This is a genomic window from Phenylobacterium sp. (genome assembly GCF_036723115.1).
GTDB lineage: Bacteria > Pseudomonadota > Alphaproteobacteria > Caulobacterales > Caulobacteraceae > Phenylobacterium.
On record NZ_DAIMHV010000024.1, the window covers coordinates 1 to 25,843 of the forward strand.

Here is a 25,843-nt window from a genome sequence, read left to right on the forward strand (position 1 = left end):
GCCCGCCCAGGGTCAGCAGGGGGCTGTCCGGCCAGGTCTGGCCTGGGGCGGCCAGGCCGTTGATCATGGTGTCGGCGATGCGCTCGGCCACCCGGTCGAAGTCTGCGATCTCGTAGCCGGCGATCCAGGTGTCGGACCAGCAGAGCTGGTCGATGATCAGGTGGGCCAGCATGTAGCGACGCGGCCCCGTCAGCCAGGGGGCGTCGGCGGGGCGCAGCAGCCGGGCCAGCCGCTGGCGCAAGGCGCGGTAGGCCTCCACCAGCTCCTCGTCCCCCGGGGTTCCGATCTGGGTGATCTCGCCGAAGGGCAGCAGGCGCGGCGCCTCGCCCAGCACGATGCGGCGGCGGGTGTCGAAATAGGCCCGGACAAAGACCCGCAGGCGCTCCTGCGGCGTCTCCTCGCGCTCGGCCAGGGCCAACATGTCGTTGAAGCGCGACAGGGTCAGCCGCATGCACTCGGCGGCCAGGTCTTCCTTGCGCTTGAAGTAGTAGGTCAGGCTCACGGGATGGAGGTCCATCCCCTTGGCCACCGCCGCGAGCGTGAAGCCGCTCACCCCCTGGTCGATGAACACCTTGCAGGCGGCCGATAGGATGGCGTCACGGCGCGCCGCATAGCGCGCGCGGGTGGTCTGGCGGGGCGCGCCGGTCAACTTCTCTCCCCCTGCGACGTCCATGCGTCATGCGACCATAGGGCGAGGTCGCAGGCTGGGGAAGCCTCCGCCGTCACGGGGCTGTCGATGATCAGCGGCGCAGGTCCGCCAGGGCCCTGTCGGTGTCCAGGGCCGCCAGCTTGGCGGGCGCCGCGGCCTGGGCCTGGGCCGTGAGCAGGTTGTCGATATGAGCCTTGCGCGCCTTGAAGGCCGCCAGCTCGGCGCCGGCCAGGATGGTGCCCTGCGGCACCTTGGCGCCGATGGGATTCACCCGCTGACCGTTGCGCCAGACCTCATAGTGCAGGTGGGGTCCGGTGGACATGCCGGTGGAGCCCACATAGGCGATCACCTGGCCCTGCTTGACCCGGACGCCGGGACGGATGCCGTTGGCGAAACGCGAGGCGTGGGCATAGCCGGTTTCCCAGCCGTTGGAGTGCCGCACGCGCACCCAGTTGCCATAGCCGCCCCAGCGCTTGGCTTCGACGATCACCCCGTCGCCGGCCGACAGGATGGGGGTGCCGTGTCCGGCGCCGAAGTCCACCCCCTGGTGCGCCCGGGTATAGCCCAGCACCGGATGGCGGCGGGTCCCGAAGGTGGAGGTGATGCGCGCTCCGTCCACGGGCGTGCGCAGCAGGAAGCCGCGGACGTTCTTGCCCTCGGCGTCGAAGAAATCGACCGAGCCATCGTTGCGCACGAAGCGATAGAAGCGGACGCCCTTGACCTCGGCGTAGTCCACCGCGCCGGTTTCCACCACGCGGCCGCTCTCGGTGACCTTGCGTTCGAAAACCAGCTTGAACTCGTCGCCGGCCTTGATGTCGCGCTGGAAGTCCAGCTTGTGGGCGAACAGCTTCACCACCTGGCTGGTGACGGCGGAATTGGCGCCCAGCTTGGCGGCGCTTTCATACAGCGAGCCCTGGATCTCGCCCTGGGCGACCATGGTCTCGTTGCGGATCGCCTCTTCCATCTCGCGCAGGCGCAGGGCGCCGTCGAAGGTGCGCGACAGGGTCACCGCGGTGGCCGGTCCGGTGCGCAGGGAGAGGCCCACCAGGCGCGTCTCGCCGTCGGCGGTCTTGGGCTTGGCGATGGCCGCATCGAAGGTCATGCCGGCCTTGATGTTCACCGTGTCCATGGCCTCGGCCAGGGTGCGGACCGCCTGGCGGGCGTCTTCGGGCGAGACCCCGGTGCGGGCCACGGCGGCTTCCAGCGTGTCGCCGGGGCGGACCTCGACCGCGACGCTTTCCGGACGGCTGAAGCCCGGCTGGGCCTCGGCCTGGGCGAAGGCCTCGTGCTGGAGGGCGGCGATGGCCGCGGCGTCCAGGGGCGGCGGGGCAGGGGCCGTGGCCTCGGCGGCTGTGAGTTTCCAGCCCAGGGCCAGGGCGCATATCCCGCCAAGCCCGACGAACAGGCGCGGCGCATAGCGCAGAGTGGGACGTCTCGGATCGAATTCCTGCATCGTGCCCCCAAAATCCAACGATGCCACAGTCGTGGCCCACAATGACCTGATACGACGATTTGCAGCAAGAGGTAGGCCGCGCCAGGGTCGGGTCATGTAGTTAACCATTGGTAACTTGGAACGATTTGGACGGTTTGTCGCGCCTTTGCGCGCCAGGTGGGAAACAGGTCGCCTCGCTGGCGAACCTTGTTACAGCAAACCCAGCACCTGCTCAGCCGGGCGGCACAGGGCCACCCCCTTTTCGGTTTCCACGATCGGCCGGTTGACCAGAATGGGGTCGAGCACCATGGCCGCGATAAGGGCCTCGTCGGAGGTGGCCGGGTCGCTCAGCCCCAGTTCGGCCGCCCGGGTGCCGCGCTCACGCAGGAAGTCGCGGGCGACGCCGCCCGAACGCTGGAAAAGGCCCTCCAGCTGCGCCTTGGTCCAGCCTGTCTTCAGATACTCGACGACCTGCGGCTCTATCCCCTTTTCCCGCAACAGGGCCAGGGTGTTGCGCGAGGTCCCGCACGCGGGGTTGTGATAGATCACGACGTCGGTTCGGCTCATGGCCCTGGCATAGCCGAGGCCCGGGCGGCGGCCAAGCGTGGCTTCACCAGGAAAGCGAACGGCTTCCCCTCACAATTGTGGAATCCGAGGTGTCGAAGGCCATCACATGGGCCGGCCGGGGGGGCAGGGGGGCGGCGCCTGGCGGCCAGCCGGGCGCGATCATCCCGTAGCGTACCGACAGGGTTCCCTCCGCCTGCTGCGGGCGGAAGCTCACCAGCACCGGCTCGGCGTCGGCCCGCCAGACCAGCCTTGAGGCCGCGCCCGGCCGCGCCAGCAGGGGGGCGGGGCGGCCGTTGACCTGAACGTCGGTGACGGGGCTGTCGGCCTCAATGTCCAGGATCAGGACGCCGCCGGGCGAAGGCGACGCAGAGAGAACCGCCCGGTCCCCGGCGACCGCAAGATCGATCTGGGGCGGGGCCATGGCCGCGGGCTCTACAGCCACCCCTCGCTGGGGCGCGCGGAAGACGGGCGTGGCCTCCACCATCTGCGCCTCCCCATGCCGGGCCAGCGCCCGGCGGCTCCAGCTTGAGGGGCCCGGCGCCGCGTCGATCAGGAAAGCCCTCTCCGCATCGGCGTCCAGCAGGTAATAGACGAGGCTCGCCTGAGGATAGCGCTCCGACCAGGGGGGATCGATGCGGACGATGGCCAGCAGGACAAGGCCCGCGCCCAGGAGCAGCAGGGCGGTGATGCGTCCCGCCCCGCCGATGGCCGGGTGGGCGAAGGGCCAGATGAGGAAGGCGGCCAGCCAGGCGATGGGCGCCAGAAGTTCTGGCAGGTCGAGATTGACATAGATGGCGTGGCCGAAGCCGGCCAGCCAGCCGAGCCCGACCCCGGCCAGCATCACCAACGCCACGCGTGCGGCCAGGGGGCGACGCTCGCCCAGGGCCGTGAGCGCTGCGCCAACAGTTCCCATCAGCAGGGGCCAGGCGACCAGGAAGGCCGCCATCGGCGCCAGGGCCTGGGCCGCGGCGCCCGCCACGAGGCCCGAGGCCAGCAGGCCGGCCCAGGCGCCGGATCTGTAGGCCGCCCGCCCGAAGGCGACCGCAGCCACGGCGGCCCCGGCCGCGCCGAGCGCCAGGCCCGGCAGGTCCCAGCCGCCGAAGAGCTGGCATCCCAGGCCCGCCGCCCCGGCGAACAGAGCCGGCGCCAGGCGCATCCGCCCCCGCGCGCAGGCCGCGGCCGCCAGCAGGGCGACGCCCAGGGCCAGCAGGACCAGAACCGCCTCGAACCGCGCGGCCTGGGCCAGAAGCTCCCGCTGTTCCAGGAAGCCGTATCCCGCGCCGGACGCCTGTCTGGCGAACCTCAGCAGGGCGGCGCCAGCCAGGAGGACATAGAGGCCGGCCAGGGCGCCCTGGCCCATGTCCAGCAGCCGCAGGCCGGGGCTGGCGCGCCGCGCGCGGAAAATCCCGATCCCCAGAAGCAGGGCCGCCGCGCCCAGGATCAGCCAGCCCGCCTGTGGCCCATAGGCCAGGGTGCGGCCGCCCAGGGTGGGGGCATAGACCTTGTCGGGGCCGCTCACCGGCAGAGCCTTGGCGTAGGCGGCGTGGCTGGCGGCGGCCAGGGCCTGGGCGCCCAGGTCCTGCAGGCTGCGGCGCGACAGGTTCTCGGGCGTGGCGGTGGGCGAGTGATAGTCGAACTGACGTCCGGTGAAAGCGTAGTTCAGCCCTGGCAGGCCCTGGTCGCGAGGCACGGAGAAATCCGTGTCGTTGGGCATCTGCCGATAGGCGAAGACGGTGAGCGAGTTGGACGGCGACCCCGCCCCGGCGGCGGTGAACAGGTCCAGGGTCGGGCCGTTGCCGGCCCCGGTCTCGAACATGGTCGCCCGGCCCGCCGAGCCCCGGGCCTCCAGATTGATCACAAAGCCGACGCGCGAGGCCAGCGGGTGGCGTTCAAAGAAGGCGCGCGCCCCCAGCAGGCCGATCTCTTCGCCGTCGGTGAGGATCACGATGACGTCCCGCGCCGGCGTCCCACGGGCCTGGAGCGCGCGGACGATCTCCAGAATGGCGGCCACGCCGGCGGCGTCATCCGGCGCGCCGGGGGAGCCGGGCACGCTGTCATAGTGGGCCATGAGCGCCAGGGCCGGGGCCTGGCGATCGGCGCCGGGCAGGACGCCGATGACATTCTCCACCCGCGCCCCATAGACCTGGGTCATGTCCCCACGGGTCCGGGCGGCGAAGGGGCGGTCGATCTGGACCTCGGGCGCGAGGCCCAGGGCCTCAAGACGGGCGATCAGATGGTCGCGAACCCGGGCGTTGGCCGCGCTGCCTGTGGGGTGAGGCGCCTGGGCGATGACCTGCACATCGGCCATGGCCCGGCTGGCGGAGAACTGCTCGGCCGGGGCGGAGACCGGCGCCGGACGGGGTCCCTGTTCGCCCAGCCAGCCGAGGGCCGCGCCGAGCAGCAGGCAGGCGACCAGAGCGATGGTCCGTTCCATGGTTCGCCTCCCCTGGCGATTTTTGCGGGGAGCCTAACCGTTTTCTGCGGCCGAACCATATGGGCTCGCCTCTGGCGGGCGGGGCGAGCGCACATAAAAGCGCCCGCCAGAGGAGTGGCGGGCGCTGGGATGGTCAATTCGTCCCGTCGCGCGGGACGGGCGCGTTCGCCGGTCAGGCGGCGGCGACGACTTCCTGCGGGTCGCGCAGCACATAGCCGCGGCCCCAGACGGTTTCGATGTGGTGCTTGCCGTCGGCCGCGGCCGCCAGCTTCTTGCGCAGCTTGCAGATGAAGACGTCGATGATCTTCAGCTCGGGCTCGTCCATGCCGCCATAGAGGTGGTTCAGGAACATTTCCTTGGTGAGCGTGGTGCCCTTCCGCAGGGAGAGCAGCTCGAGCATCTGATATTCCTTGCCGGTCAGGTGGACGCGAACGCCGTTCACCTCGACCGTCTTGGCGTCCAGGTTCACCACGATGTCGCCGGTCTTGATGACCGACTGGGCGTGGCCCTTGGAGCGGCGCACCACGGCATGGATGCGGGCGATCAGTTCGTCCTTGTGGAACGGCTTGGTCATGTAGTCGTCGCCGCCGGCGCCGAAGGTCTTCACCTTGGTGTCGATCTCGGCCGTGCCCGACAGAATCATGATGGGCGTGTTGATCTTGGCCACCCGCAGGGTCCGCAGAACATCCATGCCGCTCATATCGGGCAGATTCAGGTCCAGCAGGATCAGGTCGTAGTCGTAGATCTTGCCCAGATCCACGCCTTCCTCACCAAGGTCGGTGGTATAGATGTTGAAGCCTTCTGACTTCAGCATCAGTTCGATGCTCTGCGCGGTAGCGCTGTCATCCTCGATCAGCAGAATGCGCATTGGTCCCTCCTCGAACGACAGCGCCGCCAGGTGGAAACGAATCTTGGAATCCACCCATGCCCTCACCCCAAGCTTGCCGGCGAGTTAATTTAAGACCGGTTAATAGTGAAAGCCTTCTGGGAATTTTCGTTAATCCGATTTGAGAATCAGGGGCAAGCGTGGGCGTGGGGGCTGAGTCGGGCTTGCGTTGAATCTTTTGTGATTGGACAGGGCGGGCGAAGCGCCTGATCGGCCCTGCCCCCTTTTGATAAGGGAACGGCCCTGGCGCGGGGCCGTTAGGGCTGGCGAATTCCACCAATTGAGGACGCCATGCCCGCCAAGCTGAAACCGCTTTCCGAACAGGTCCTCGTGATCACCGGCGCCTCCTCCGGCATCGGTCTGGCCACCGCCCGTCAGGCGGCCAAGGCCGGGGCGGCCGTGGTGCTCGTGGCCCGCAACGAAGAGACCCTGCAGTCCATCGCCGACGAGTTGAACGCCGCCGGCGGGCGGGCCCATCCCGTGGCCGCCGACGTGGGCGATCCCGAAGCGGTGGAGCGCGTGGCCCGCGCGGCGATCGCCCGGTTCGGCGGCTTCGACACCTGGGTCAATGTGGCGGGGGTGGCCGTCTATGGCGATCTGGACGAGGTGAGCCTGGCCGACCACGAACAGCTGTTCCGCACCAACTATTTCGGCGTGGTCCACGGATCGCTGGAAGCCGTTCGACATCTGAAGACCAAGTCCGGCGGCGGGGCCATCATCAATATCGGTTCGGTCCTCTCGGACGTGGCCACACCGCTGCTGGGCGCCTATGCGGCCTCCAAGCACGCGGTGAAGGGCTTCACCGACGCCCTGCGCACCGAGCTCGTCCGGGACAAGGCGCCCATCTCCCTGACCCTGATCAAACCCAGCAGCATCGCCACCCCCTTCCCGGAGCATGCGCGCAACTACATGGACAAGGCGCCCCGGGTGCCCCCGCCGGTCTATGCGCCGGAACTGGTGGCCGATGTCATCCTGCACGCCGCCAGCCACCCCGTCCGGCAGATGACAGTGGGTTCCGGAGGCCGTCAGATGGCGCTCCTGGGGGCCGCGACCCCGCGCCTGGCGGACAAGGTCTTCGCGTTGGCGATCCCGAAGCTGTCCCAACGCAAGGGCGCCAAGAGCGCTCAAGACAGCCTTCATGAGGCGGGCCAGGACGGGCAGGTCCGCACCCAGGCCTATGGCGGCCGGCGCTTCAGCCTCTATACCGAGGCCCAGCGCCATCCCGGCCTGACCCTGGGCCTGGGCGCTCTGGCCCTGATCGGCGCGGCCGCCTATTTCGGTCGTGCGCCCCTGGCGCGCAACGCCCGGCCCATGGCCGCCCGGATGGTGCGTCCCCTGGTGACCCGTGCGGCCCTTCGCCGCCCGCTCAGCGCCGCCCGTCTGGCCAGCCGCCATCCCCGCGAGGCCCTGCGCCTGGCCCGGGCGCTGCGCTGACGCGTCCTGGCGAGCCCCCGGGGTTGGATTTTAACCATCCCGCGCCGGGTGGTTTACGAATCTTCACGCCGGATTAAGGCGTAAGGCGCGACTCTGGCGACCCTGTTCCGCAGAGGGTCCGCCTTGCGCAATCTGGTCGCCGCCGTCGAGCGTATCGATCCCCTGGCCGTTTCCGGCCGGGTGGCGGCGGTCAATGGCCTGCTCATTGAGGCCCGCGGCGGCACCACGCGTCTGGCCGTCGGCGCAAGGGCCGAGATCACCCGCCTGGGCGCCCAACCCCTGGCCGCCGAGGTGGTGGGGTTCCGAGACGCCCGCGCCCTGCTGATGCCCTTCGGCCCGGTCGAAGGCGTGGCGCCGGGGGCGGAGATCCGCATCGAGCCCACCGGCTCCACCGTTCGGCCCACCAAGGGCTGGCTGGGCCGCATCGTCGACGCCTTCGGCCAGCCCATCGACGGTCTTGGGCCCTTGCCCCAGGGCCTGGCCGCCTACCCCTTGCGCGCCCCGCCGCCGCCCGCCCACGCCCGCGACCGGGTGGGCGAGCGCCTGGACCTGGGGGTGCGGGCCATGAACGTCTTCACCACCTGCTGCCGGGGCCAGCGCCTGGGGGTGTTCGCCGGTTCCGGCGTGGGCAAGTCGGTGCTGCTCTCCATGCTGGCCCGCAACGCCGACTGCGACGCGGTGGTGGTGGGGTTGATCGGCGAGCGGGGCCGCGAGGTCCGGGAATTCATCGAGGAGACCCTGGGCGAGGAGGGGCTGAAGCGCGCCATCGTTGTGGTGGCCACCTCCGACGAGCCGGCGCTCAAGCGCCGCCAGGCCGCCTACATGACCCTGGCGCTCGCCGAATACCTGCGCGACCAGGACATGGAGGTCCTCTGCCTGATGGACTCGGTCACCCGCTTCGCCATGGCCCAGCGGGAAATCGGGCTGGCGGCGGGCGAACCGCCCACCACCAAGGGCTACACCCCCACCGTCTTCACCGAACTGCCCAAGCTGCTGGAGCGTGCGGGACCTGGCCCCATCCGTCCCGACGGCACGCGGGCCGGCCCCATCACCGGGCTGTTCACGGTTCTGGTGGACGGCGACGACCATAACGAGCCCATCGCTGACGCCGTGCGCGGCATTCTCGACGGCCACATCGTCATGGAGCGCGCCATCGCCGAGCGCGGCCGCTTCCCGGCGATCAATGTGCTGAAGTCCATCAGCCGGACCATGCCCGGCTGTCACCAGCCCCATGAGCGCCAGATCGTCACCGCCGCCCGCCAGAGCCTGGCGGCCTACGCCAATATGGAAGAGCTGATCCGCATCGGCGCCTATCGCGCGGGATCTGATCCCCAGGTCGACCGCGCCATCGCCCTCAATCCGGCCCTGGAAGCCTTTCTCGGCCAGGACAAGGACGACACCACCAGCCTGGACCAGTCCTTCGACACCCTGGCCCAGATCCTTGAAGGCGCCGCCGCATGAGTTGGGCCCAGTCCCTCGTCAGGCTCTCCACCTATGAAGTGGAAGTTCTTCAGAAGCGCATGGGGGAGATCGCCGCCCGCCGAGCCGACGCCCAGATGCGGCTGATCATGCTGAGCGCCGAAGCCGAAGCCGAGGCTGAGACCGCCCAGGCCAATGCCGAGGCCGGCTGGTATCATATCGGATTCATGGATGGGGTGCGGGCGCGCAAGGCCGCCATCGAAGCCGAATTGGCGGAGATCGCCCTGGAGGAGCAGGGGGCGCGGGACGCCCTGAGCGGCGCCTTCGAAGAGCAGAAGAAGTATGAGCAGGTGGCCGAGGACATCCGTCTCACCCGCCTGCGCGAAACCGCCCGCAAGGAAGCCGCGGTCATGGACGAGATGGGCCTGCGCCGCACCGCCGCGGGGCGCTGATGGCCGCGCCGTCCATCTACGGTCTGAGCCGCCGCGGCCTGCTCGGCGCCTCGCTCGCCCTGGCCGCCTGCCAGCCCCAGGCCAGGTCCCAGCCGGTCCCGGCCCTGCCGCCGCTGAAGTCCCTGGCGCCGTTCCGCGTGGGGACGGCGGTCCAGGCCGTCCATCTGAACGATCCCGCCCTCGCCGGCCTGATCGCCGCCCAGGTCTCCCAGCTCACCCCGGAGTGGGAGATGAAGATGGAGTACATGCTGCGTGACGACGGGGGCCTCAGGTTCGATGCGCCTGACGCCATCGCCGCCTTCGCCCGCGCCCATGGCTTGGCCCTCTTCGGCCACACCCTGATCTGGTACGCCCAGAGCTCGCCCGCCTTCGAACGGCTGGATGAGAGCCGGGTCAGCTTCGCAGGCGCCTATCGCAACTACATCCACGCGGTCATGGGACGCTATCGGGGCGTGGCCGTGGGCTGGGACGTGGTCAACGAGCCCATCGCCGAGGACGGGGAGGGGTGGCGCGACAGTCTCTGGAGCCAGCGCCTGGGCGCCTTCGAACACATTGCAGACGCCTACCGGCACGCCCGGGAGGCCGATCCCGGCGCGGCCCTTTTCATCAACGATTACAATCTCGAATCCATCCCCAAGAAGCGCGCCAGCTTCCTGCGTCTGGTGGAGCGCCTGTTGCGCGCGGGCGTGCCCCTGGACGGGGTCGGCACCCAGACGCATATCGACGCCGATCTGGCTCCGGGCGAACTGACCCGCACCCTCGGCGAGCTGGCCCAGTTCGGCCTGCCGGTGCACGTGTCGGAGTTCGACGTCTCCATCCGCCGGGCCGGCGGCCTGCTGCGTCAGCGGGGCGACCTGCAACGGGCCCAGGCGGCGCTCTATGCCGAGGCGGCCGAGGCCTTCATGAGCCTGCCGGCGCGCCAGCGGTTCGCCTTTTCCTTCTGGGGGTTGCGCGACAGCGAGTCCTGGCTGCTGCGCGAGGACGGCGCCGATACGCCCCTGCCGTTTGACGCTGCGGGGCGTCCCAAGGCCGCGGCGCGGGCCTGGGCCGAACGGGTGGGCTGAGGTCTTTAGAGCTCCCGTCGCGGCGGCGCGGGAGTGGCGGCCTGCGCCGGACGGGGCGGGGCCAGGCGCTCGGCCTCGGCCTGCTGACGCAGGACGTGCAGATCATCGCTCAGGCGGAAGATGGCCACGTAGAACTCGCAGAATGAGCGCCACAGCAGGATCAGGGCGCCGACCACCAGGAAGCCGGCCACCAGGACCGGAATGGCCAGCATCAGTCCCATGACGCTTTCTTCGCGCAGGGCCACGCCCACGGCCGCGCCGATGGTGCCGAAAGCGCCCAGGGCGATGACTCCGAGACCCGCCCAATAGATCAGGTGGATCACCGTATTGGTCATCAGGCGATCGAAGGTGAGCAGGTCCCAGAAGACGGAGGCGCCGGCGCCGCGTTTCGATCGAGTCTTGCTGGCCATTCGTGATCCACGCTTTTGGGGACGTCGGGGCGGCAAACCGCTATCAGCCGCAGACGTTCCCGGCAACTTGCGAAAAGTGACGCTTAAGGGAGGCTGTGGGGCTCATGGCCTCAGATCGTCCCCACGGTTTTCAGTCTCGCCCGGGGATGCACCTCGTTCTGGCTCATCACCGGGGTCTGGCCGCGGAAGCGCTCGATGATCGAGCGCACATAGGGCCGGATGCCCGGACTGGTCAGCAGGACCGGGGTCTCGCCGGCCAGGGCGGCGCGTTCGAACACTTCGCGCACGCCGCGGATGAAGTCCTGGAGGCGTGAGGGGGCGAGCGCCAGCTGCTTCTCGTCGCCCGGCCCGATCAGGGCTTCGGCGAAGGCGTTCTCCCAGTCGGGCGACAGGGTGACGATGGGCAGGGCGCCGTCATCCCCGCGATAGGCGAAGGACAGCTGCCGCGCCAGGCGTGCGCGCACCTGTTCCACCAGTAGGGCCACGGACCCGGTGTGCGGGGCGGCTTCGCCGATACCTTCGAGGATGGCCGGCAGGTCGCGGATGGACACCCGCTCGCGCAGCAGGGCCTGCAGGACCCGCTGCACGGTGGTGGCGGTGACCACGGAGGGGATCAGGTCCTCCACCAGCTTCTTCTGGCCCTCGGGCAGGTCCTTCAGCAGCTTCTGCACCTCGGCGTAGGACAGAAGCTCGGCCATGTTGTCCTTGAGGATTTCCGTCAGGTGGGTGGTCAGGACGGTGGCCGGATCGACGATGGTGTAGCCGCGGAAGGTGGCCTCCTCACGCAGGCCGTCGTCGATCCAGGTGGCCGGCAGGCCGAAGGCCGGTTCACGCATGTGCTCGCCGGGGAGCTCCACCTGGCCTCCGCGGGGATCCATGGCCATCAGGGCGCCCATGCGCACCTCGCCCGAGCCCGCCTCCAGCTCCTTGATGCGGATGCAATAGCCCTGGGAGGGCAGGCGCATATTGTCCAGGATGCGCACGGACGGCATGACGAAGCCGTATTCCGAAGCCAGGGTCCGCCGCAGGGCGCGGATCTGGTCGGTGAGGCGGCGGCCCTCCAGGTCGTTGATCAGCGGCAGCAGGCCGTAACCCAGTTCGATCTTGACCTCGTCGATGGCCAGGGTCTCGGCGATGGGTTCTTCCTGAGGCTCGGCGGGTGCTTCGGCCATGGGGGCCGCTTCGGGCGCCTGGGCCTGGCGCCCGCGATAATAGGCCAGGGCGCCGGCGCCGATGGACACCGCCGCGAACGGCAGGATGGGCATTCCAGGCACCAGGGCGATGACGCCTGACGCCGCCGAAACCATGCCCAGACCCACGGGATTCATGGCCAGCTGGGCCACCAGCGCCTTGTCGGCCGATCCCTCGACGCCCGCCTTGGACACCAGGAAGCCCGCGGCGATGGAGATGATCAGCGCCGGAATCTGGCTCACCAGGCCATCGCCGATGGTCATGATGGTGTAGGACGAGGCCGCCTGGCCCACGGGCAGGCCGTGCTGGATCACCCCGATCAGTATGCCGCCGATGATGTTGATGGCGACGATGATCAGGCCGGCGATGGCGTCGCCGCGGACGAACTTGCTGGCGCCGTCCATGGCCCCGAAGAAGGTGGACTCCTGCTCCAGCTCCTTGCGGCGGCGCTTGGCCTCCACATCGTCGATCAGGCCCGCCGAAAGGTCGGCGTCGATGGCCATCTGCTTGCCGGGCATGGCGTCCAGGGTGAAGCGCGCCGCCACCTCGGCGATACGGCCCGAACCCTTGGTGATGACCACGAAGTTCACGATCACCAGGATGATGAAGACGATCACCCCGATGACGAAGTTCCCGCCCATCATCAGGTGGCCGAAGCCCTCGATGATCTGGCCCGCCCCATGAGTGCCCTCGTGGCCGTGGGTCAGGATCAGGCGGGTGGAGCCCAGGTTCAGACCCAGGCGGTAGAGGGTCGTGACCAGCAGCACGGTGGGGAAGGCGCTGAACTCCAGCGGCTTCTTGATGAGCAGCGAGGTCATCAGGATCAGCACGGAGCTGGTGATCGAGATCGCCAGCAGGGCGTCCAGAAGAATGGCCGGGATGGGCAGGATCAACAGGACGATGATGCTGACCGCCCCGATGGCCAGGGCCACTTCCCCGCGGGCCAGCCAGCCCCAGACCTCTCGGGCGCTGAGTCCGGCGGTGTTGCTGGTCGGCACGTCTGACATGGCTCAGGCCTGTCCTTTGGGGGGCGTCACGGCTCTGGCCTCTCAGGCGGCGTTGGCGCCGGCGCCCTGGGGCGCGGGCACGGCCACGCCGGCCTCGGTGTACTCCTTGAGCTTGTTGCGCAGGGTGCGGATCGAAATGCCTAGAATGTTGGCGGCGTGGGTGCGGTTGCCGGCGCAATGCTCCAGGGTGTCGATGATCAGCTGTTGCTCCATCTCGGCGACGGTCTGGCCGACGAAGCTGCGCTGCACCGCCTCGGCGGCGAGGCTGGCGGCCTGGGCGGCGCGGGCGCCGGCGTCCGCCGGGGCCAGAGGCTGGCCGTCGGGCAGGCGGATCGCCTCCTCGGTGATCTCGTCGCCCGGCGAGAGCAGGACGGCCCGGTGGATGGCGTTTTCCAGCTCGCGCACATTGCCGGGCCAGCGGTGAGCGGCCAGGCGACGTCGAGCCTCGGTTGAAAGCGGCTTTTCGGCCATGCCATTGGCCGCGGCGTACTTCTTCACGAAGAACTGGGCCAGCGGCACGATGTCGCCGGGGCGGTCCCGCAGGGAGGGCAGGCGCAGGTTCACCACGTTCAGCCGGTAGAGCAGGTCTTCGCGGAAGGTCCCGTCCTTCACCGCCTGGGCCAGGTCACGGTTGGAGGTGGCCAGGATGCGGATGTCCACCTTGACCGGCTTGGCGCCGCCCACCCGGTCGATCTCCCGCTCCTGGATGGCGCGCAGCAGCTTGGCCTGCAGGCGGGCGTCCATCTCGGAGATTTCGTCCAGCAGCAGGGTGCCGCCGTTGGCCTCCTCGAACTTGCCGATCCGGCGGGCCACGGCGCCGGTGAAGGCGCCCTTCTCGTGGCCGAACAGCTCGCTCTCCAGCAGGTTCTCCGGAATGGCCGCGCAGTTCACGGAGATGAATGGCTTGGCGGCCCGACGGGACTTCTGGTGGACATAGCGAGCCACCACCTCCTTGCCCGAGCCGCTCTCGCCGGTGATCAGGATGGAGGCGTCAGAGCCCGCCACCTGGTCGGCCAGGGCCAGGACCGCCTGCATATTGGGGTCCTGCACCACCATGGGGCGGTTGTCGTCGGAGACCGCCGCCAGCACCGCGGCGATCAGCTCGGCCTCGGGCGGCAGGGGAATGAACTCCTTGGCGCCGGCGCGGATGGCCGCGGCCGCCTTGGCCGAATCCGGCCCCACCCCGCAGGCCACTACCGGCACACGGATCCGCTCAGCCTCGTTGGCTGAGATCAGGCCGGCGATGTCCAGGTCATAGTCCACCAGCAGCAGGTCGGCCCCCTGGCCGGCCCGCAGCGCGTGGGTGGCCGCCGCGCAGGTCTCCACATGGCTGACCTTGGCCCCGGCGTTCATCGCCATCTTCACGGCAGACGAGAGCTGCCCATCCAGTTTTCCGACGACCAGAAGCCGCATGATCAATCCTCCTTACGCCGCCGGATCAGGCCGACGTATCGCCGTCCTTGATGATTTCCGTCATGGTCACGCCCAGGCGCTCGTCGACGATGACGACCTCGCCCCGGGCCACCAGGCGGTTGTTCACATAGATGTCGATTGCCTCGCCCACCTTGCGGTCGAGCTCCAGCACGCTGCCCGAGGACAGCTGCAGCAGCTGGGCGACGGACATGCTGGCCCGCCCGAGGACCGCCGAAATGCTGACGGGCACGTCGAAGACGGGCGCCAGATCGGAGGCGGCCTTTTCCTCGCCCTCGCCGCCGAAGTCGGGCAGGGGCAGGTCGCCGGGGCCGAGTTCGTCGAGTTTCAGCTCAGTGTCGGACATGGCTGTGTTCCTTCCTCCGGTCAGGCCGGGCCGCCGGGAATGAGGGGCTCTGCGTGAAGGCCTTCGGACGCCAGGGCCTCATGCAGGGCGGCGGCGACCCTGGCCGCCGCGCCGGGCGGGTCGAATCGGGCCTGGCCGTCGCCGAAATCGAGGGTGAAGGCCGCGGTCGACAAGCCGCCGTCGGCGCGCACCACCACCTGTCCGGAGAAGCCCATCGCCTGGGCGCTCTGGGCGACCACGGCCTCCAGGCCCTCCTGAAGCTGGGGGGGAACGGTGACGACAAGGCGCGGGGTGGTCTCGATCTCTCGGGCCAGAACCTCCAGCGCCGCCTGCAGGGGCGCGCGGGGAAAGGCGTCGAGAGCGGCGTCGGCGATCGCCTGGCCGCAGGCCAGGGCCAGTTCGGCCGCGCCGGTGCGATGGTCATGCGCCACCTCGGCCAGGCGGGGCAGGGCGGCCTGACAGGCGCGGGCCAGATCCGTCAGGGCCTGGGCCTGGGCGGCCTCGATCCTGGCCATGGCCGCGCGTTCGCCCTCGGCGAAGGCCTGGGCGCGGAGAGCCTCCACCTCTTCATAGGGATAGAGCCGCTTGGGCCGGGCTGAGGCCTGGGCGATGGCGCCGTCGTCGGCGAAGACGGTGTCGAAATCGAACCTGCGGGGGACCTGGCCGGACATCAGTAGATCAGCTCGTCATCGCCGCCGGCGCCGGCCAGCATGATCTCGCCCTTGGCGGCCAGGTCCTTGGCCACCTGCACCATCTTCATCTGGGCCTGATCGACATCCTTCAGGCGGACAGGACCCATACCCTCCATGTCCTCGCGCATGATCTTGGCGGCCCGCTCGGACATGTTGGAGAAGAACATCTCGCGCAGGGCGTCCGAGGCGCCCTTGAGGGCCAGGCCCAGCTGATCCTTCTCCACGCCCCGCAGCAGGGTCTGGACGCCGCCGGGATCGAGCTTGGAGAGGTCCTCGAAGACGAACATCAAGGCGCGGATGCGCTCGGCGCTCTCGCGGTTGCGTTCCTCCAGGGCGGCCATGAACCGGGTCTCGGTCTGCCGGTCGAAGGAGTTGAAGATGTCGGCCATCATCTCATGGCTGTCGCGCTTGGAGGTGCGCGCCAGGTTGGACATGAACTCGCTGCGCAGGGTCTGCTCGATCTTGTCCAGGATGTCGCGCTGCACCGGCTCCATACGCAGCATGCGGGTGACGCACTCCAGGGCGAAGTCCTCGGGCAGGGCGGCCAGGACCCGCGCGGCATGGTCGGACTTCACCTTGGACAGGATGACGGCGACGGTTTGGGGGTATTCGTTCTTCAGATAGTTGGCGAGGACCGCCTCGTTCACATTGCCCAGCTTGTCCCACATGGTCCGGCCGGCTGGGCCCCTGATCTCCTCCATCAGGGCGTCGACCTTGTCGGGCGGGAGGAAGGCCTGCAGCAGCTTCTGGGTCTGTTCGTAGGACCCCATGATGGTGCCGGCGCCGGTCATGCCGGACACGAACTCGACCAGCAGGGCCTCGACCACATTGGAGCCCACCGTGCCCAGGCTGGCCATGGCCTGGGAGACTTCCTTGATCTCCTCGTCGTCCAGGTTCTGCCAGATGGTGGCGTGATCTTCGCCCAGGGCCAGAAGCACCACGGCGGCCTTCTCCGGCCCCGTCAGCTGGCTCGGGTCGTTGATCGCCTTGCCGCGTCCGCCGCCGCGCACCATGGCTGTCATGCCGTTTCATGCAGCCAGCTGCGAAGGATCGCCACTGACTGGTCCGGATGGGCCTCGACGAAGTCGGAGACGCGCTTGACCGAGGAGGCCTTCACCTGGCCCTCGATGCGGGCGATGTCGATCTTCTGGTCCAGTTCGCCTGGGCCGGGCAGGGCGAGCGGCGCGCCGGTCTCGGGATCGATCACCGCCTGCACGGTCTGGCCGTCGGGGGTGGTCACCACCCGCGTCACCTGCACGGCCGGCACATTCGCGCCGCCGCCGCCGGCGTTTTTCAGCAGCGGCCGCACCACGAAGAAGATGATCAGCAGGGCCACCAGGGCCAGGACCGCCAACTCCACGGCGCGCATGATGTCGTTCTTGTCGAAATTGGTCAGCGGATTGCCGGCCTCGGCGCCCTGGCCCGTATTGACCGGATCGAAGGCCACATTGACCACCGTGACCTGGTCGCCCCGGGCCTCGTTGAAGCCGACCGCGGTGCGGACCAGCTGCTCGATGCGCGCCATCTCTTCCTCGGAGCGCGGAGCGTATTCCCCCGGCTGACCATCGGCGCCGATCGGCCGGACGCCGTCCACGGCTACGGCCACCGACAGGCGCTGGATACGGCCGGGCTCCTGCACCTCGGTGCGGATGGTCTTGGAAATTTCGTAGTTGGTGGTGGATTCTGTGCGGCCGGAGGCAGAGTTGATCCCCCCCTGCTCGCCCCCCAGGCCACCGCCGGGGATGTTGGCGTCGGCGGTCACAGCGCCATTGGCGTTGGCCTCGTTCTCATTGGCGCTTTCCTCGACCGTCTGTTCGGAGCGCACCACCTGGCCTTCGGGGTCGAAGGTTTCCTGCTGCACCGTGACCCGGGCGAGGTCCAGTTCAGCGGCCACATTGACCCGGGCCTTGCCGGGGCCGACCACGCTCTCGACCATCTGCTTGACGGTTTTGGCGATACGCTGCTCGACCTCGTTCTTGCGTCCGTCGGCCGCCTCGCCGGCGAAGCTCTCGCCGCCCGCCGACAGCGTCTTGCCATGCTGATCGACGACGGTGACCCGCGCCGCGGTCATTCGGGGCACGGCGCCCGCCACCAGGTTCTGCACAGCGCGCACCTGCTCGTTGGTGGGGTCGCGACCGCCGACGCCGATGGTCACCGAGGCGGAGGGTTCCTCGGCGGATTCCTCGAACAGCTGGCGCTTGGGCAGGACCAGATGGACGCGGGCGAAGGTCACCCCGTTCAGGCTGCGGATAGTCCGGGCCAGCTCCCCTTCCAGGGCGCGTTGCCGGTTCAGCTGCTGGACGAAGTCGGTCTGCCCCAGAGCGTTGGACTCGTCGAAGATTTCGTAGCCCACGGAGCCGGCGGTCGGCAGGCCCTTGCTGGACAGCATCAGACGCGTGGCGGCGACCTTGTCGCGGGCCACCATGATGGTCGAGCCGTCGCCTTTCAGCTCATACTTCACCCCGGCCTGGTCCAGGGCCTGGGTGATGGAGCCGGCCTCCCGCAGGTCGAGATTGGAATAGAGCAGGGCCTTGGGCTCGCCGAGATTCATGGTCAGGGCGAACAGGGCCGCAGCCAGGCCGGCGCCGATCCCCAGGATCGCCGCGAGCCGGCCGATCCCGAAGCGCTGCAAGGCCGCTACAAACTGGTTCAAGGCGCGTCCCACCCCAAAACGGTGCGGAAAACGCCCAGACCGGGCGAACCGCTAGGCAGGATTTACCCACCCGATGGTAAACGCCGGGTTTAAGACCCCAGTTTGGGTGGCCCGGCGGCACGGGGCGCAATGTCGCAGACCATGGCTGGCGCGCCAGGCTCGTAGGCGCGCCGGTCCCCCGGGACCTTAGCTGCTCCAGGGGGTCAGGGCGCCCCAGTGGAGCAGGACGGCGGCGAAGGCGGCGTAGATCAGGGTCGTGGCGGTGAAGGCGAGCTTGCGCCCGGCGTTCCAGCTGTCCAGGCGCCGGCCGCCCCGCCAGATGGTGGTCATGGGCAGGGGGGTCAGGCCGGCCAGGGTGATCAGGGTCAGCAGGGCCGCGACCAGGGCGCAGGCCGAGGCCAGCAGCAATCTCGCCCCAGGCCAGCCATAGACGACCTGGGCCGTGTCGCCGGCGCCCATCAGCCACGAGACGAACAGGCCCATGGCCAGCAGCCAGAGGACCGCCTGGATGGTCTGCACCAGGCTCGCCCGACTCTGGCTCTGGGTCTGGCGAAGTTCGCGATGGTTGCGCATGGCCAGGCCCACCAGGGTGGCGACCGCGGCGATCGCCGTCAGTGCGGCCAGGGTCGCCAGCACCCAGGGCTGGCTCCACAGCCCGACCCTCTGGAAGGTCATGTCGTTGAAGGTTCCGACGAAGGCGCGGGCCTTGCCGCGGCTGGTCTCGAAGGCCAGGCGCTGGTCCCCGTCCACAGCCACGAACACCCCCCGGGCGGGGTCGCCCTCGGGGACGAAGGCGCGGACGCCGTCCAGGCCGCTGACCAGCAGGCGGCCATCAGGGGTGACGGAGACACTGGCGGCCGCCAGCAGATAGCCCACGAAGCGCTCCAGCCCCACATAGGCGCGGCGGGTGCCCACATAATGGCCGGCATAGACATCGCCCAGTCGGGCCAGGGCCGGATCGCCCGCGCGCTTGGGCGATGGGCCGGGCTCGAAGAACTGGCTCACCAGCTGGCCGGGCAATTCCATGGCCAGCTTGCCGCCGCCTTCGGTGTTCACGCTGATGAAGACGCCCAGGTCGAGCTCCGGCACGATCACCATGTTCGACGCGAAGGAAAGGGTGCCGCCGCTGTGACCATAGCCGGTCCGGCCGCTGGGCAGGGGATAGGTGATGAAGCCGTGCGGCCAGGTGTTCAGGCCGGCCGCATTGGGGCGCAGGCCCGTGCGGAACGCCCGCGCCGTTTCCGGCCCGAAGATCTGCTGCTCGCCTACGGTCCCGTCGGCCAGCAGCATGATCATGTACTGCGCCATGTCGGCGGCGGTGGAGGAGGCCGATCCGGCCGGGGCGATGTGGCCCAGATACTCGAACGGCCGGGCCACGTGCCCGCCGGCGGGGGTCCAGTGGAATCCGTCCGACAGATCGGCCGCCAGGGCCTGCGGCATGGGGGCGGGAATGTCGTTGCGCGGGGGATGCGGCTCGCGGAAGGTGGTGCGGCTCATGCCCAGGCGCTGTGTGATGCGGCGCTCCACCAGGGTCTCAAAGGGCTGGCCGGTGACATTGGCCAGGGCGGCGCCGGCCAGGCCCACCCCGTAGTTGGAGTAGGTCGGAAAGAGGCCGGGCTCCCGCACGCGGCGGGGACGTTCCTGGCGCAGATACTGGGTCAGGCTGCGCTCCCGGTCGAAGTTGCGCTCCATGAGCTGCCCCATGACCCGGTCCTCGAAGCCCGGCGTATGGTCCAGCAGGTTGGCCACCAGGACCGGATTGCGGAATCCCTGGTTTCGGACCTGAAGCTCCTCGGGCAGGTAGAGGTTGATGGGCCCATCCTGCCGGATGCGGCCGGCGGCGATCTCCTCCATCAGGAGGATCCAGGTGAAGGTCTTGGAGATGGAGCCGATGCGGAACAGGGTGCGATCGGGATCGACGCGGCGCTGGGGGCTCAGGCTGGCGAAGCCATAGCCTTTCTTCAGCACCACCTGGCCGTTCTGGACCACCGAGACCGTGACGCCGGCCAGATTGTCCCGGCCCATGGCCGCGCTCACCAGCCCGTCCAGATAGGCCTCGAGGGCCTGCGGCTGCAGCGCGGCCGCAGACATCGGCGCCTCTGCGGCCTCGGGGGCGGTCGTGGCCGGCGTCGCCGGCGCGGGCAGGGGGCGAGGCCGCGGCGTGGCGCGCGGGGCGGGCGTCGGCGCCGCCAGGCTTTCATAGGCGAGCGGTTCGGCGGGCGTTTCCGGGGCGCCAGGGGTCTGGGCCAGGCTCGCGCCGCCCGCCAGGACACTGGTCAGCGCGGCCAGGACGGCCGTGGACAGGAAGCGCATCGACAGAACTCGCAAACTGGATTTCCCCTGAAGTCCCTTCTAGGGCGCCTTCCAAGGGGCTCCAAGGCGCTCTGTCAGCCGCCGGGGGGTGGGGAGAACCGCATCAGGGGAAGCATGGGCCGAAGCTGGGGACCGATCCAGATCTGCGGCTCTGACGGCGGGGCCACGCCCTCGCGGCCTTCACGTTCGGCGACGCAGGTGCGCACCCGGGGAGCCAGGACGGCGAAATCCACGCTTCGACCCATCTCCTGCAGGAAGCACTCGTCGAAATAGGGATAGCGATCAGCCTCACCGCAGCCAAAGGAGGTGCGATCAGGCCGGGCGGCGGTCAGCACCAGACGATTGGGCTTGGCCAGGGCCGGCAGGAAGACCCCGGAGAAGCAGGCCGAGATCACCACCACGGTGGGTTTGGCGCCGCAGGTGCGGTCCAGCATCTGGCCCAGAATGGCGGGGGGCAGGATCTGGTCGCCGATCAGCGCTCCCTTCGGATCGCCGTGCGAGGTCAGGTAGAAGATGCAGCCCGGCGCGCGGGCGGCCAGTTCGATCAGGCCCTCATAGAGGCCCTCCGGCGTGGCCAGGGCGGCGGCGCCTCTGCGGCCGACCTCGGGATTGACCGAAAACTGCCGGATGTTCCTGGTCTGCAGGCCCGCGCCGGAAAAGGCCTCCGCCAGATCCTGGCGGGCGTTGTCGAAGGCCAGGGTTGGGCCGCCATTGGCCCCGCGCCAGTCTCCGGCCACCACCACGGCGGCCCAGTCGGCGAAGACGGAGGCCCGTGCGGACGCCGGCGCCAGGGCGGCCAGGGCGAGACCCAGGCCGAACGCCAGGGCGCAGATCCGAAACCTCAGACCTGCCGCCCCGAACGCCATGTCAGTCCTTGTAGGACTTGAAGGGGGTGGGGATGGCCGTGCCGGTGGCCTTGGCCAGCAGCTTGCCGTCGGGATCGTAGAGCTCGCCCTCGGTGAAGGCGACGCTGCGCCCCCATTTCACGACGCGCCCGACGCCCTTGATGAAGCCGGGCTTGGCGGGCCGCAGGAAGCTGGTCTTCATCTCCAGCGTCGGGGCCACATGGGTCATGCCCGAGGCCACCATGCAGGCCACCGACATGGCCTCGTCCAGCATGGCGCAGAGATAGCCCCCCTGGATCTGCTTCATAGGGTTGAGCAGGAGCTCGGCCTTGGCGTCGAAGGCCACCTCGACCATCTTCTCGGCCTGGCTCACAGCCACCATGCGGAAGCCCAGGGTCTGGGAGCCGGTGGGCTGGTTCTTGGTCCGCAGGAAGCGCTGGAGGATCGCCTCGTCGGTCAGGGCGTCAGGCGCCGGGGCCACGTCGGTCATGAGGTCCTTACTTCTTCCGGAACTGGTCGAGGGAGACGACCTTTTCGGCCGGATCCGCGGGCGGGCCGGGCTCGGCTTCGGGCTCGTCCGGATGATCTTCCGCGCCGGGGTCCGTGGGCGCCGCCGAGGCCTCGAACTGCAGCAGGAACTGGACGCTCGGATCATAGAAGCGGGTCACCGCCGCATAGGGCACCGAGACGCGCTTGGGCTGGCCGCCGAACTTCAGGGTCACCGAGAAAAAGGTCTCGCCCGGCGCCAGGTCCCAGTACTGATGCTGGAGGACGATGGTCATTTCGTCCGGGTACTTGGACAGAAGGTCCACCGGGCCCGAGACGCCGGGCGCCTCGGTCTTGAATGTGATGTAGAAGTGATGGGCCCCAGGCAGGCCCTCGGGCGAGGCGGCGCGCTTCAACGCGGCCTTGATGACCCCGCGCAAGGCTTCCTGCGCCATGGCCTCATAGTGCATCTGGTCGTGGGCCGGCGGCTCCTGGGCCATGGGGTCTCCGAAGGTGGGGGCGTCGGGGTGAAATTAGCGCCTGCGGCGCCGGGCGCAAGCCGCCGCGCGAGCCGGGGTGACGCGCCCTTCGGCCGTGACAAAAAGGTCGCCTATCAGCGGTGAACGGGGGCCGACCGGTCGCGAAATCGGGGAAGAAGGTGGAGGGGTTCTGTTGCAAGGCCCCCTCCCGGCCCCGCCTAGCGCTGCTAAGACGCTAGGAGTTTAGGTCGAAATCTATCGGACCGCTTACGCAGCCAGACGGACTTCTTCAGCGAAGTTATCGTTCGCAGTTAGTTTAAAGACCCGAAACGGTGGGTCATGCCGAGAGAAAGCAACACCTTTACACGTCTGTCGATGCTGATCGGCCCCGCACTTTCCGGCGATAACCCGGGGAAGATTTGGTGGAGCCGCCGGGAATCGCACCCGGGTCCAGTCCGCTTATTTCGTGCGCGTTTATCTCCATAGTCCGGCGAACCGGACAGGTTGAATATAGGCCCGAGCCGGACGAATTTGAAGAGGCAAGGCCCTATGGCGCGGGGGGATCGGCGGCCTTGATGTAGCCGCCCTCCTGCAGGAGTTGCTCATAGGCGCCGCGCGGGCCTGAAAAATCCGCGCCGGCGGGGAACAGCACGTCGATGCGCGGCTCATGCCCCAGGCCCGCGCCGATGACCGCCTGCAGAATTTCGGCCGCCTGCCCGATCTCGGCCGGTTCGCAGTCCCGGCGCAGGGCGTAGCCGCCATTCTCGGTCAGCAGAACAAGGTCGTAGGCCGCACCCGCCAGGCAGATGGACCCCACGCTGGCCAGGGCCTCCTGCGCCACGGCGTCTCTCGGCGTGGCCCAGGCGCTGTCCCGCGCCAGGGCGAGGAAGCTCGCCCGCGTCTCATCGGGCAGTCGGGCGTCGAAGCCCACGCGGCGGGCGATCTGGGGCTCGCAGCAGGCCCGGCCGGCTCGCCCCTGGACGAAGACGGCGCCGTCCTGGCGCAGGATGACGCGAAAGACCACCTGCTCGACGCTGTTGGAGGGGCGACGCCAGACCTCGAAGACAGCCTCCCCCCGTCGGACCACCTGAGCCTGGAGCGGGGGAAGCCCCCAGAGGCGATAGAGGGTGGGCTCCACCGGGGTTTGAACGTCCGGCGCCCGGCGCGGGGCGCGACGCCCTCCCAGCGGATCGGCGGCCTCGGGGGCCGGGGGCCAGTCGGCGCTCCACCATTCGGCCGGATCGGGCGGCGGATAGGGCCAGGGCTGCAAGGGCTCGTCGGCGGCCGCCGCGGGGGCGGTCTGGATCGGAAGCGGCTCGGCGACGGCCGGCGGGGCCAGGGCGATCGGGGCCAGGGCGAGGGGGACGAGAGCGACCCAGGCGGCGCTCGCCAGAACCGTGCCGCGCCCAGACGCCATGAACCTCTCCCTACATGCCTTCGGCGCCCCGCGTGATGGAAAGCACGCCCGTCCGAGAGAGTTCCACCAGGCCGAGCGGACGCATGAGCTCGGCGAACTTGTCGATCTTGTTGGGGGCGCCGGTGATCTCGAAGACGAAGCTCTCGTGGGTGGTGTCGATCACCCGGGCGCGGAAGATGTCGGCCACCCGCAGGGCCTCCACGCGCTCGGCCCCGGTGCTGCGCACCTTGACCAGGGCCAGCTCCCGCTCAAGCCCGTTGGGGTCGCGGGTCACATCCTGGACGTGGCGGGTGGAGACCATCTTCTCCAGCTGGGCCTCGATCTGGCCCAGCACATGGGGCGTGCCGCGGGTGACGATGGTCACCCGGCTGGTGTGGGCGTTGCGGTCGGTCTCGGCGACCGTCAGGCTCTCGATATTGTAGCCGCGGGCGGCGAACAGACCCACCAGCCGGTGCAGGACGCCCGGTTCATTGTCCACCAGCACGGCGAAGGTGGCGAGGTTTTCGGCCTCTTCCTTGTGGTCGAGGTCATAGACGGAGGCGGGCTGGGGATCAGGCATGTCAGGTCTCTTCGGTGCGAACCGCAGAGCAGGTGTCACAGCCGTGGCCGGAGGGCAACCGCGACAGGCCGATGGCGCCTGCGCAATCGGCTCGGCGCCGCCCCCATTCGGCCGCAATCTGGCTTAGCTTGCCGCCGTGACGGCGCAGGAGGGGCGTTCATGAAGACCGGTCTGATCGCGGGGCTCTGCCTCGTCTGGAGCCTTGCGGGCTGCGCGGAGGCCGAAGGACCCGCGGCGTCCCCCCCGGCGGACAGGACCGTGGAAGGCGCTCCCTATGTGCTGAAGGGCACGCAGGTCTGGACCGTCCCGGACCCTGCGCAGGGCCGCGACTACCAGGTGTTCGTGAGCCTGCCGCCCAGCTACGACAGCGACGCCGAGCGCCGCTATCCGGTGCTCTACGTCACCGACGCCGACTACGCCTTTCCGATCCTCAGGCAGATCACCCGGCGGCTGAATCTGCAGGGGCCGGTGGTCGAGGAGTTCATCCTCGTGGGCCTCTCCTATGCCGTGGGCGAGGACGGCGTCGCCAGCCGCAACCGCGACTACACCCCCACCGCCAAGGGGGTGCGGGACGCCGCGGCCCACGGGGGCGGGCCGGCCTACCAGCGCTACCTCAAGGATCAGGTCCTCCCCTTCATCGAAGGGCGGTTCAGGGCCGACCCTGAGCGGCGGGTGCTGCTGGGCCACTCCTATGGCGGATTGCTCGGCGGTCAGATCCTGTTCACGGAGCCGGAGATGTTCTCCGCCTATGTGCTGGGCAGCCCCTCCATCTGGTTTGCGCAGCGCCATCTGATGCGCATGGAGACCGCCTACGCCCAGGCCCACGACGACCTGCCCGCGGAGGTCTTCATCTATATCGGCGGATGGGAGCGTCCGGGTCCCTCCCGCCGCAACACCCGCGACACCGACATGGTGGCCGACGTCCGCGCCCTGGAGAGCGCCCTCAAGGGCCGCGGCTATCCCAGCCTCAAGATCAGCACCCAGGTGCTGGAGGACGAGGACCATCTGAGCGTCGCCCCCCTGGGCTTCACCCGAGCCCTGGTGGCCGTGCTGCCGGCGAAGGACGCCCCTGCGCAGGCGCGCTGAGGTCAGGCGCCGGCTTCCTTGGCCAGGGGCGCCCACCATTGCGGATCATGAGGCGCCCACAACGGCGTCTGCATCATGCGCACCTCGAGGCGACACGCGGCGTCGAAGGGCAGCCGCCCCTCATCGTCGGGCCACACCCATTGATAGGCTTCGGGCGGTGCGGCCGCGCCTTCCTCGTCCCGCCAGCGGAGCAGCGCGCCGAAGGTCTCACCGACAAACTGACTGGGATGCACTCGACGCCAGACACAGTCCTGCGTTTCATGAAGCCTCGCAGGGACATTGTCTCCCTCTAGCGACAGCCGCCCTGCACCGACATCCTCAACGAGCTTTCCGAGGAGTTCGCCTGCATCGCGCGCGGGCAGCCCCGCCACACAAAGCTCGGGCGAGCCAAACTTGGCCGAGAGCCCGACCGTATAGGCGAACGCCGGCCCGTTTGAACCCTCGTCCACGGCGACGATGGTCCAACCGTGTCGATCAAGCTTCTTGCGGACCCTGTTCCATGCGAGCCAGGCAAAGATCATCCATGTTCCCCGTATGTTCTGAGCAGGGTGCGTCGATGACCGACGCCCTGTCAATCCTTGGGGCGACTAG

Annotated in this window: 24 protein-coding genes and 1 other RNA gene; 5 read left to right on the forward strand and 20 right to left on the reverse strand. The window is 69.2% G+C overall.

The features are described 5' to 3' along the window. The 5 genes from V7D28_RS04615 to ctrA all read right to left on the reverse strand — a co-directional run. Positions 1-649: TetR/AcrR family transcriptional regulator (locus V7D28_RS04615; RefSeq protein WP_333586188.1), on the reverse strand; the 649-nt coding region annotated here is incomplete at its 3' end. Between the two features lie 91 nt (positions 650-740). After that, positions 741-2,102, reverse strand: coding sequence for a peptidoglycan DD-metalloendopeptidase family protein (locus V7D28_RS04620; protein WP_333586189.1), 1,362 nt, complete (start codon positions 2,100-2,102; stop codon positions 741-743). 189 nt (positions 2,103-2,291) lie between these two features. Continuing rightward, positions 2,292-2,648, reverse strand: coding sequence for an arsenate reductase (glutaredoxin) (gene arsC, locus V7D28_RS04625; RefSeq protein ID WP_333586190.1), 357 nt, complete (start codon positions 2,646-2,648; stop codon positions 2,292-2,294). Between the two features lie 43 nt (positions 2,649-2,691). Continuing rightward, positions 2,692-5,082: a M20/M25/M40 family metallo-hydrolase gene (locus V7D28_RS04630; RefSeq protein ID WP_333586191.1), complete on the reverse strand. Its 2,391-nt coding sequence runs from the start codon at positions 5,080-5,082 to the stop codon at positions 2,692-2,694. A gap of 172 nt (positions 5,083-5,254) precedes the next feature. Then, positions 5,255-5,950: a response regulator transcription factor CtrA gene (ctrA, locus tag V7D28_RS04635; protein WP_333586192.1), complete on the reverse strand. Its 696-nt coding sequence runs from the start codon at positions 5,948-5,950 to the stop codon at positions 5,255-5,257. 309 nt (positions 5,951-6,259) lie between these two features. Here ctrA and V7D28_RS04640 point away from each other — a divergent pair, with 309 nt between their 5' ends. The 4 genes from V7D28_RS04640 to V7D28_RS04655 all read left to right on the forward strand — a co-directional run bounded on the left by V7D28_RS04640 (position 6,260) and on the right by V7D28_RS04655 (position 10,337). Beyond that, entirely contained in the window at positions 6,260-7,402 is a 1,143-nt protein-coding gene (locus V7D28_RS04640; RefSeq protein ID WP_333586193.1) for an SDR family oxidoreductase, read from the forward strand. A 123-nt stretch (positions 7,403-7,525) separates the two neighbouring features. Next, complete coding sequence (gene fliI, locus V7D28_RS04645) at positions 7,526-8,863, forward strand: flagellar protein export ATPase FliI (RefSeq protein ID WP_333586194.1); 1,338 nt, start codon at positions 7,526-7,528, stop codon at positions 8,861-8,863. Continuing rightward, positions 8,860-9,273, forward strand: coding sequence for a flagellar export protein FliJ (locus V7D28_RS04650; protein WP_333586195.1), 414 nt, complete (start codon positions 8,860-8,862; stop codon positions 9,271-9,273). The genes fliI and V7D28_RS04650 overlap by 4 nt, the downstream gene beginning before the upstream one ends. Next, positions 9,273-10,337: an endo-1,4-beta-xylanase gene (locus V7D28_RS04655; RefSeq protein WP_333586196.1), complete on the forward strand. Its 1,065-nt coding sequence runs from the start codon at positions 9,273-9,275 to the stop codon at positions 10,335-10,337. Before V7D28_RS04650 ends, V7D28_RS04655 begins: the two co-directional genes overlap by 1 nt. Before the next feature lie 5 nt (positions 10,338-10,342). Here the strand turns inward: V7D28_RS04655 and V7D28_RS04660 are convergent, their stop codons facing one another. The 14 genes from V7D28_RS04660 to ilvN all read right to left on the reverse strand — a co-directional run bounded on the left by V7D28_RS04660 (position 10,343) and on the right by ilvN (position 24,166). After that, the gene (locus V7D28_RS04660) at positions 10,343-10,747 is read right to left on the reverse strand and encodes a DUF4282 domain-containing protein (RefSeq protein ID WP_333586197.1); all 405 of its coding nucleotides are present in this window, start codon (positions 10,745-10,747) and stop codon (positions 10,343-10,345) included. 110 nt (positions 10,748-10,857) lie between these two features. After that, a complete protein-coding gene (gene flhA / locus V7D28_RS04665; RefSeq protein WP_333586198.1) occupies positions 10,858-12,945 on the reverse strand; it encodes a flagellar biosynthesis protein FlhA in 2,088 nt (695 codons plus the stop codon). 42 nt (positions 12,946-12,987) lie between these two features. Then, positions 12,988-14,358, reverse strand: coding sequence for a sigma-54-dependent transcriptional regulator FlbD (gene flbD / locus V7D28_RS04670; protein ID WP_333586199.1), 1,371 nt, complete (start codon positions 14,356-14,358; stop codon positions 12,988-12,990). A gap of 25 nt (positions 14,359-14,383) precedes the next feature. After that, on the reverse strand, positions 14,384-14,722 hold the full coding sequence (gene fliN / locus V7D28_RS04675) for a flagellar motor switch protein FliN (RefSeq protein ID WP_333586200.1): 339 nt from the start codon (positions 14,720-14,722) through the stop codon (positions 14,384-14,386). Between the two features lie 20 nt (positions 14,723-14,742). Beyond that, the gene (locus V7D28_RS04680) at positions 14,743-15,393 is read right to left on the reverse strand and encodes a flagellar assembly protein FliH (RefSeq protein ID WP_333586201.1); all 651 of its coding nucleotides are present in this window, start codon (positions 15,391-15,393) and stop codon (positions 14,743-14,745) included. Next, positions 15,393-16,427, reverse strand: a complete 1,035-nt coding sequence (gene fliG / locus V7D28_RS04685; protein WP_333586211.1) for a flagellar motor switch protein FliG — start codon at positions 16,425-16,427, stop codon at positions 15,393-15,395. The genes V7D28_RS04680 and fliG overlap by 1 nt, the downstream gene beginning before the upstream one ends. A 5-nt stretch (positions 16,428-16,432) precedes the next feature. Further along, positions 16,433-18,067: a flagellar basal-body MS-ring/collar protein FliF gene (gene fliF / locus V7D28_RS04690; protein ID WP_333586202.1), complete on the reverse strand. Its 1,635-nt coding sequence runs from the start codon at positions 18,065-18,067 to the stop codon at positions 16,433-16,435. A 186-nt stretch (positions 18,068-18,253) separates the two neighbouring features. Then, positions 18,254-20,395 carry a serine hydrolase domain-containing protein gene (locus tag V7D28_RS04695; protein ID WP_333586203.1) on the reverse strand — a complete coding sequence of 714 codons (2,142 nt, stop codon included), beginning with the start codon at positions 20,393-20,395 and terminating at the stop codon, positions 18,254-18,256. Positions 20,396-20,454: 59 nt separating this feature from the next. Continuing rightward, positions 20,455-21,246, reverse strand: coding sequence for a C13 family peptidase (locus V7D28_RS04700; protein WP_333586204.1), 792 nt, complete (start codon positions 21,244-21,246; stop codon positions 20,455-20,457). Position 21,247: 1 nt separating this feature from the next. Beyond that, positions 21,248-21,715, reverse strand: coding sequence for a PaaI family thioesterase (locus V7D28_RS04705; RefSeq protein ID WP_333586205.1), 468 nt, complete (start codon positions 21,713-21,715; stop codon positions 21,248-21,250). 7 nt (positions 21,716-21,722) lie between these two features. Continuing rightward, on the reverse strand, positions 21,723-22,211 hold the full coding sequence (locus V7D28_RS04710; RefSeq protein ID WP_333586206.1) for an SspB family protein: 489 nt from the start codon (positions 22,209-22,211) through the stop codon (positions 21,723-21,725). 157 nt (positions 22,212-22,368) lie between these two features. Continuing rightward, positions 22,369-22,730, reverse strand: a transfer-messenger RNA (tmRNA) gene (gene ssrA / locus V7D28_RS04715). Between the two features lie 7 nt (positions 22,731-22,737). Continuing rightward, positions 22,738-23,607 (reverse strand): hypothetical protein, encoded by an 870-nt coding sequence (locus V7D28_RS04720; protein ID WP_333586207.1) that lies wholly within the window; start codon positions 23,605-23,607, stop codon positions 22,738-22,740. A 10-nt stretch (positions 23,608-23,617) separates the two neighbouring features. Then, positions 23,618-24,166, reverse strand: a complete 549-nt coding sequence (ilvN, locus tag V7D28_RS04725) for an acetolactate synthase small subunit (RefSeq protein ID WP_333586208.1) — start codon at positions 24,164-24,166, stop codon at positions 23,618-23,620. Between the two features lie 159 nt (positions 24,167-24,325). Between ilvN and V7D28_RS04730 the strand changes: the two genes are divergently transcribed. After that, positions 24,326-25,252, forward strand: coding sequence for an alpha/beta hydrolase (locus V7D28_RS04730; protein WP_333586209.1), 927 nt, complete (start codon positions 24,326-24,328; stop codon positions 25,250-25,252). A 2-nt stretch (positions 25,253-25,254) separates the two neighbouring features. Here V7D28_RS04730 and V7D28_RS04735 read toward each other — a convergent pair whose 3' ends face one another. Further along, a complete protein-coding gene (locus V7D28_RS04735; RefSeq protein WP_333586210.1) occupies positions 25,255-25,773 on the reverse strand; it encodes a DUF4262 domain-containing protein in 519 nt (172 codons plus the stop codon). Between the last annotated feature and the right edge of the window lie 70 nt (positions 25,774-25,843).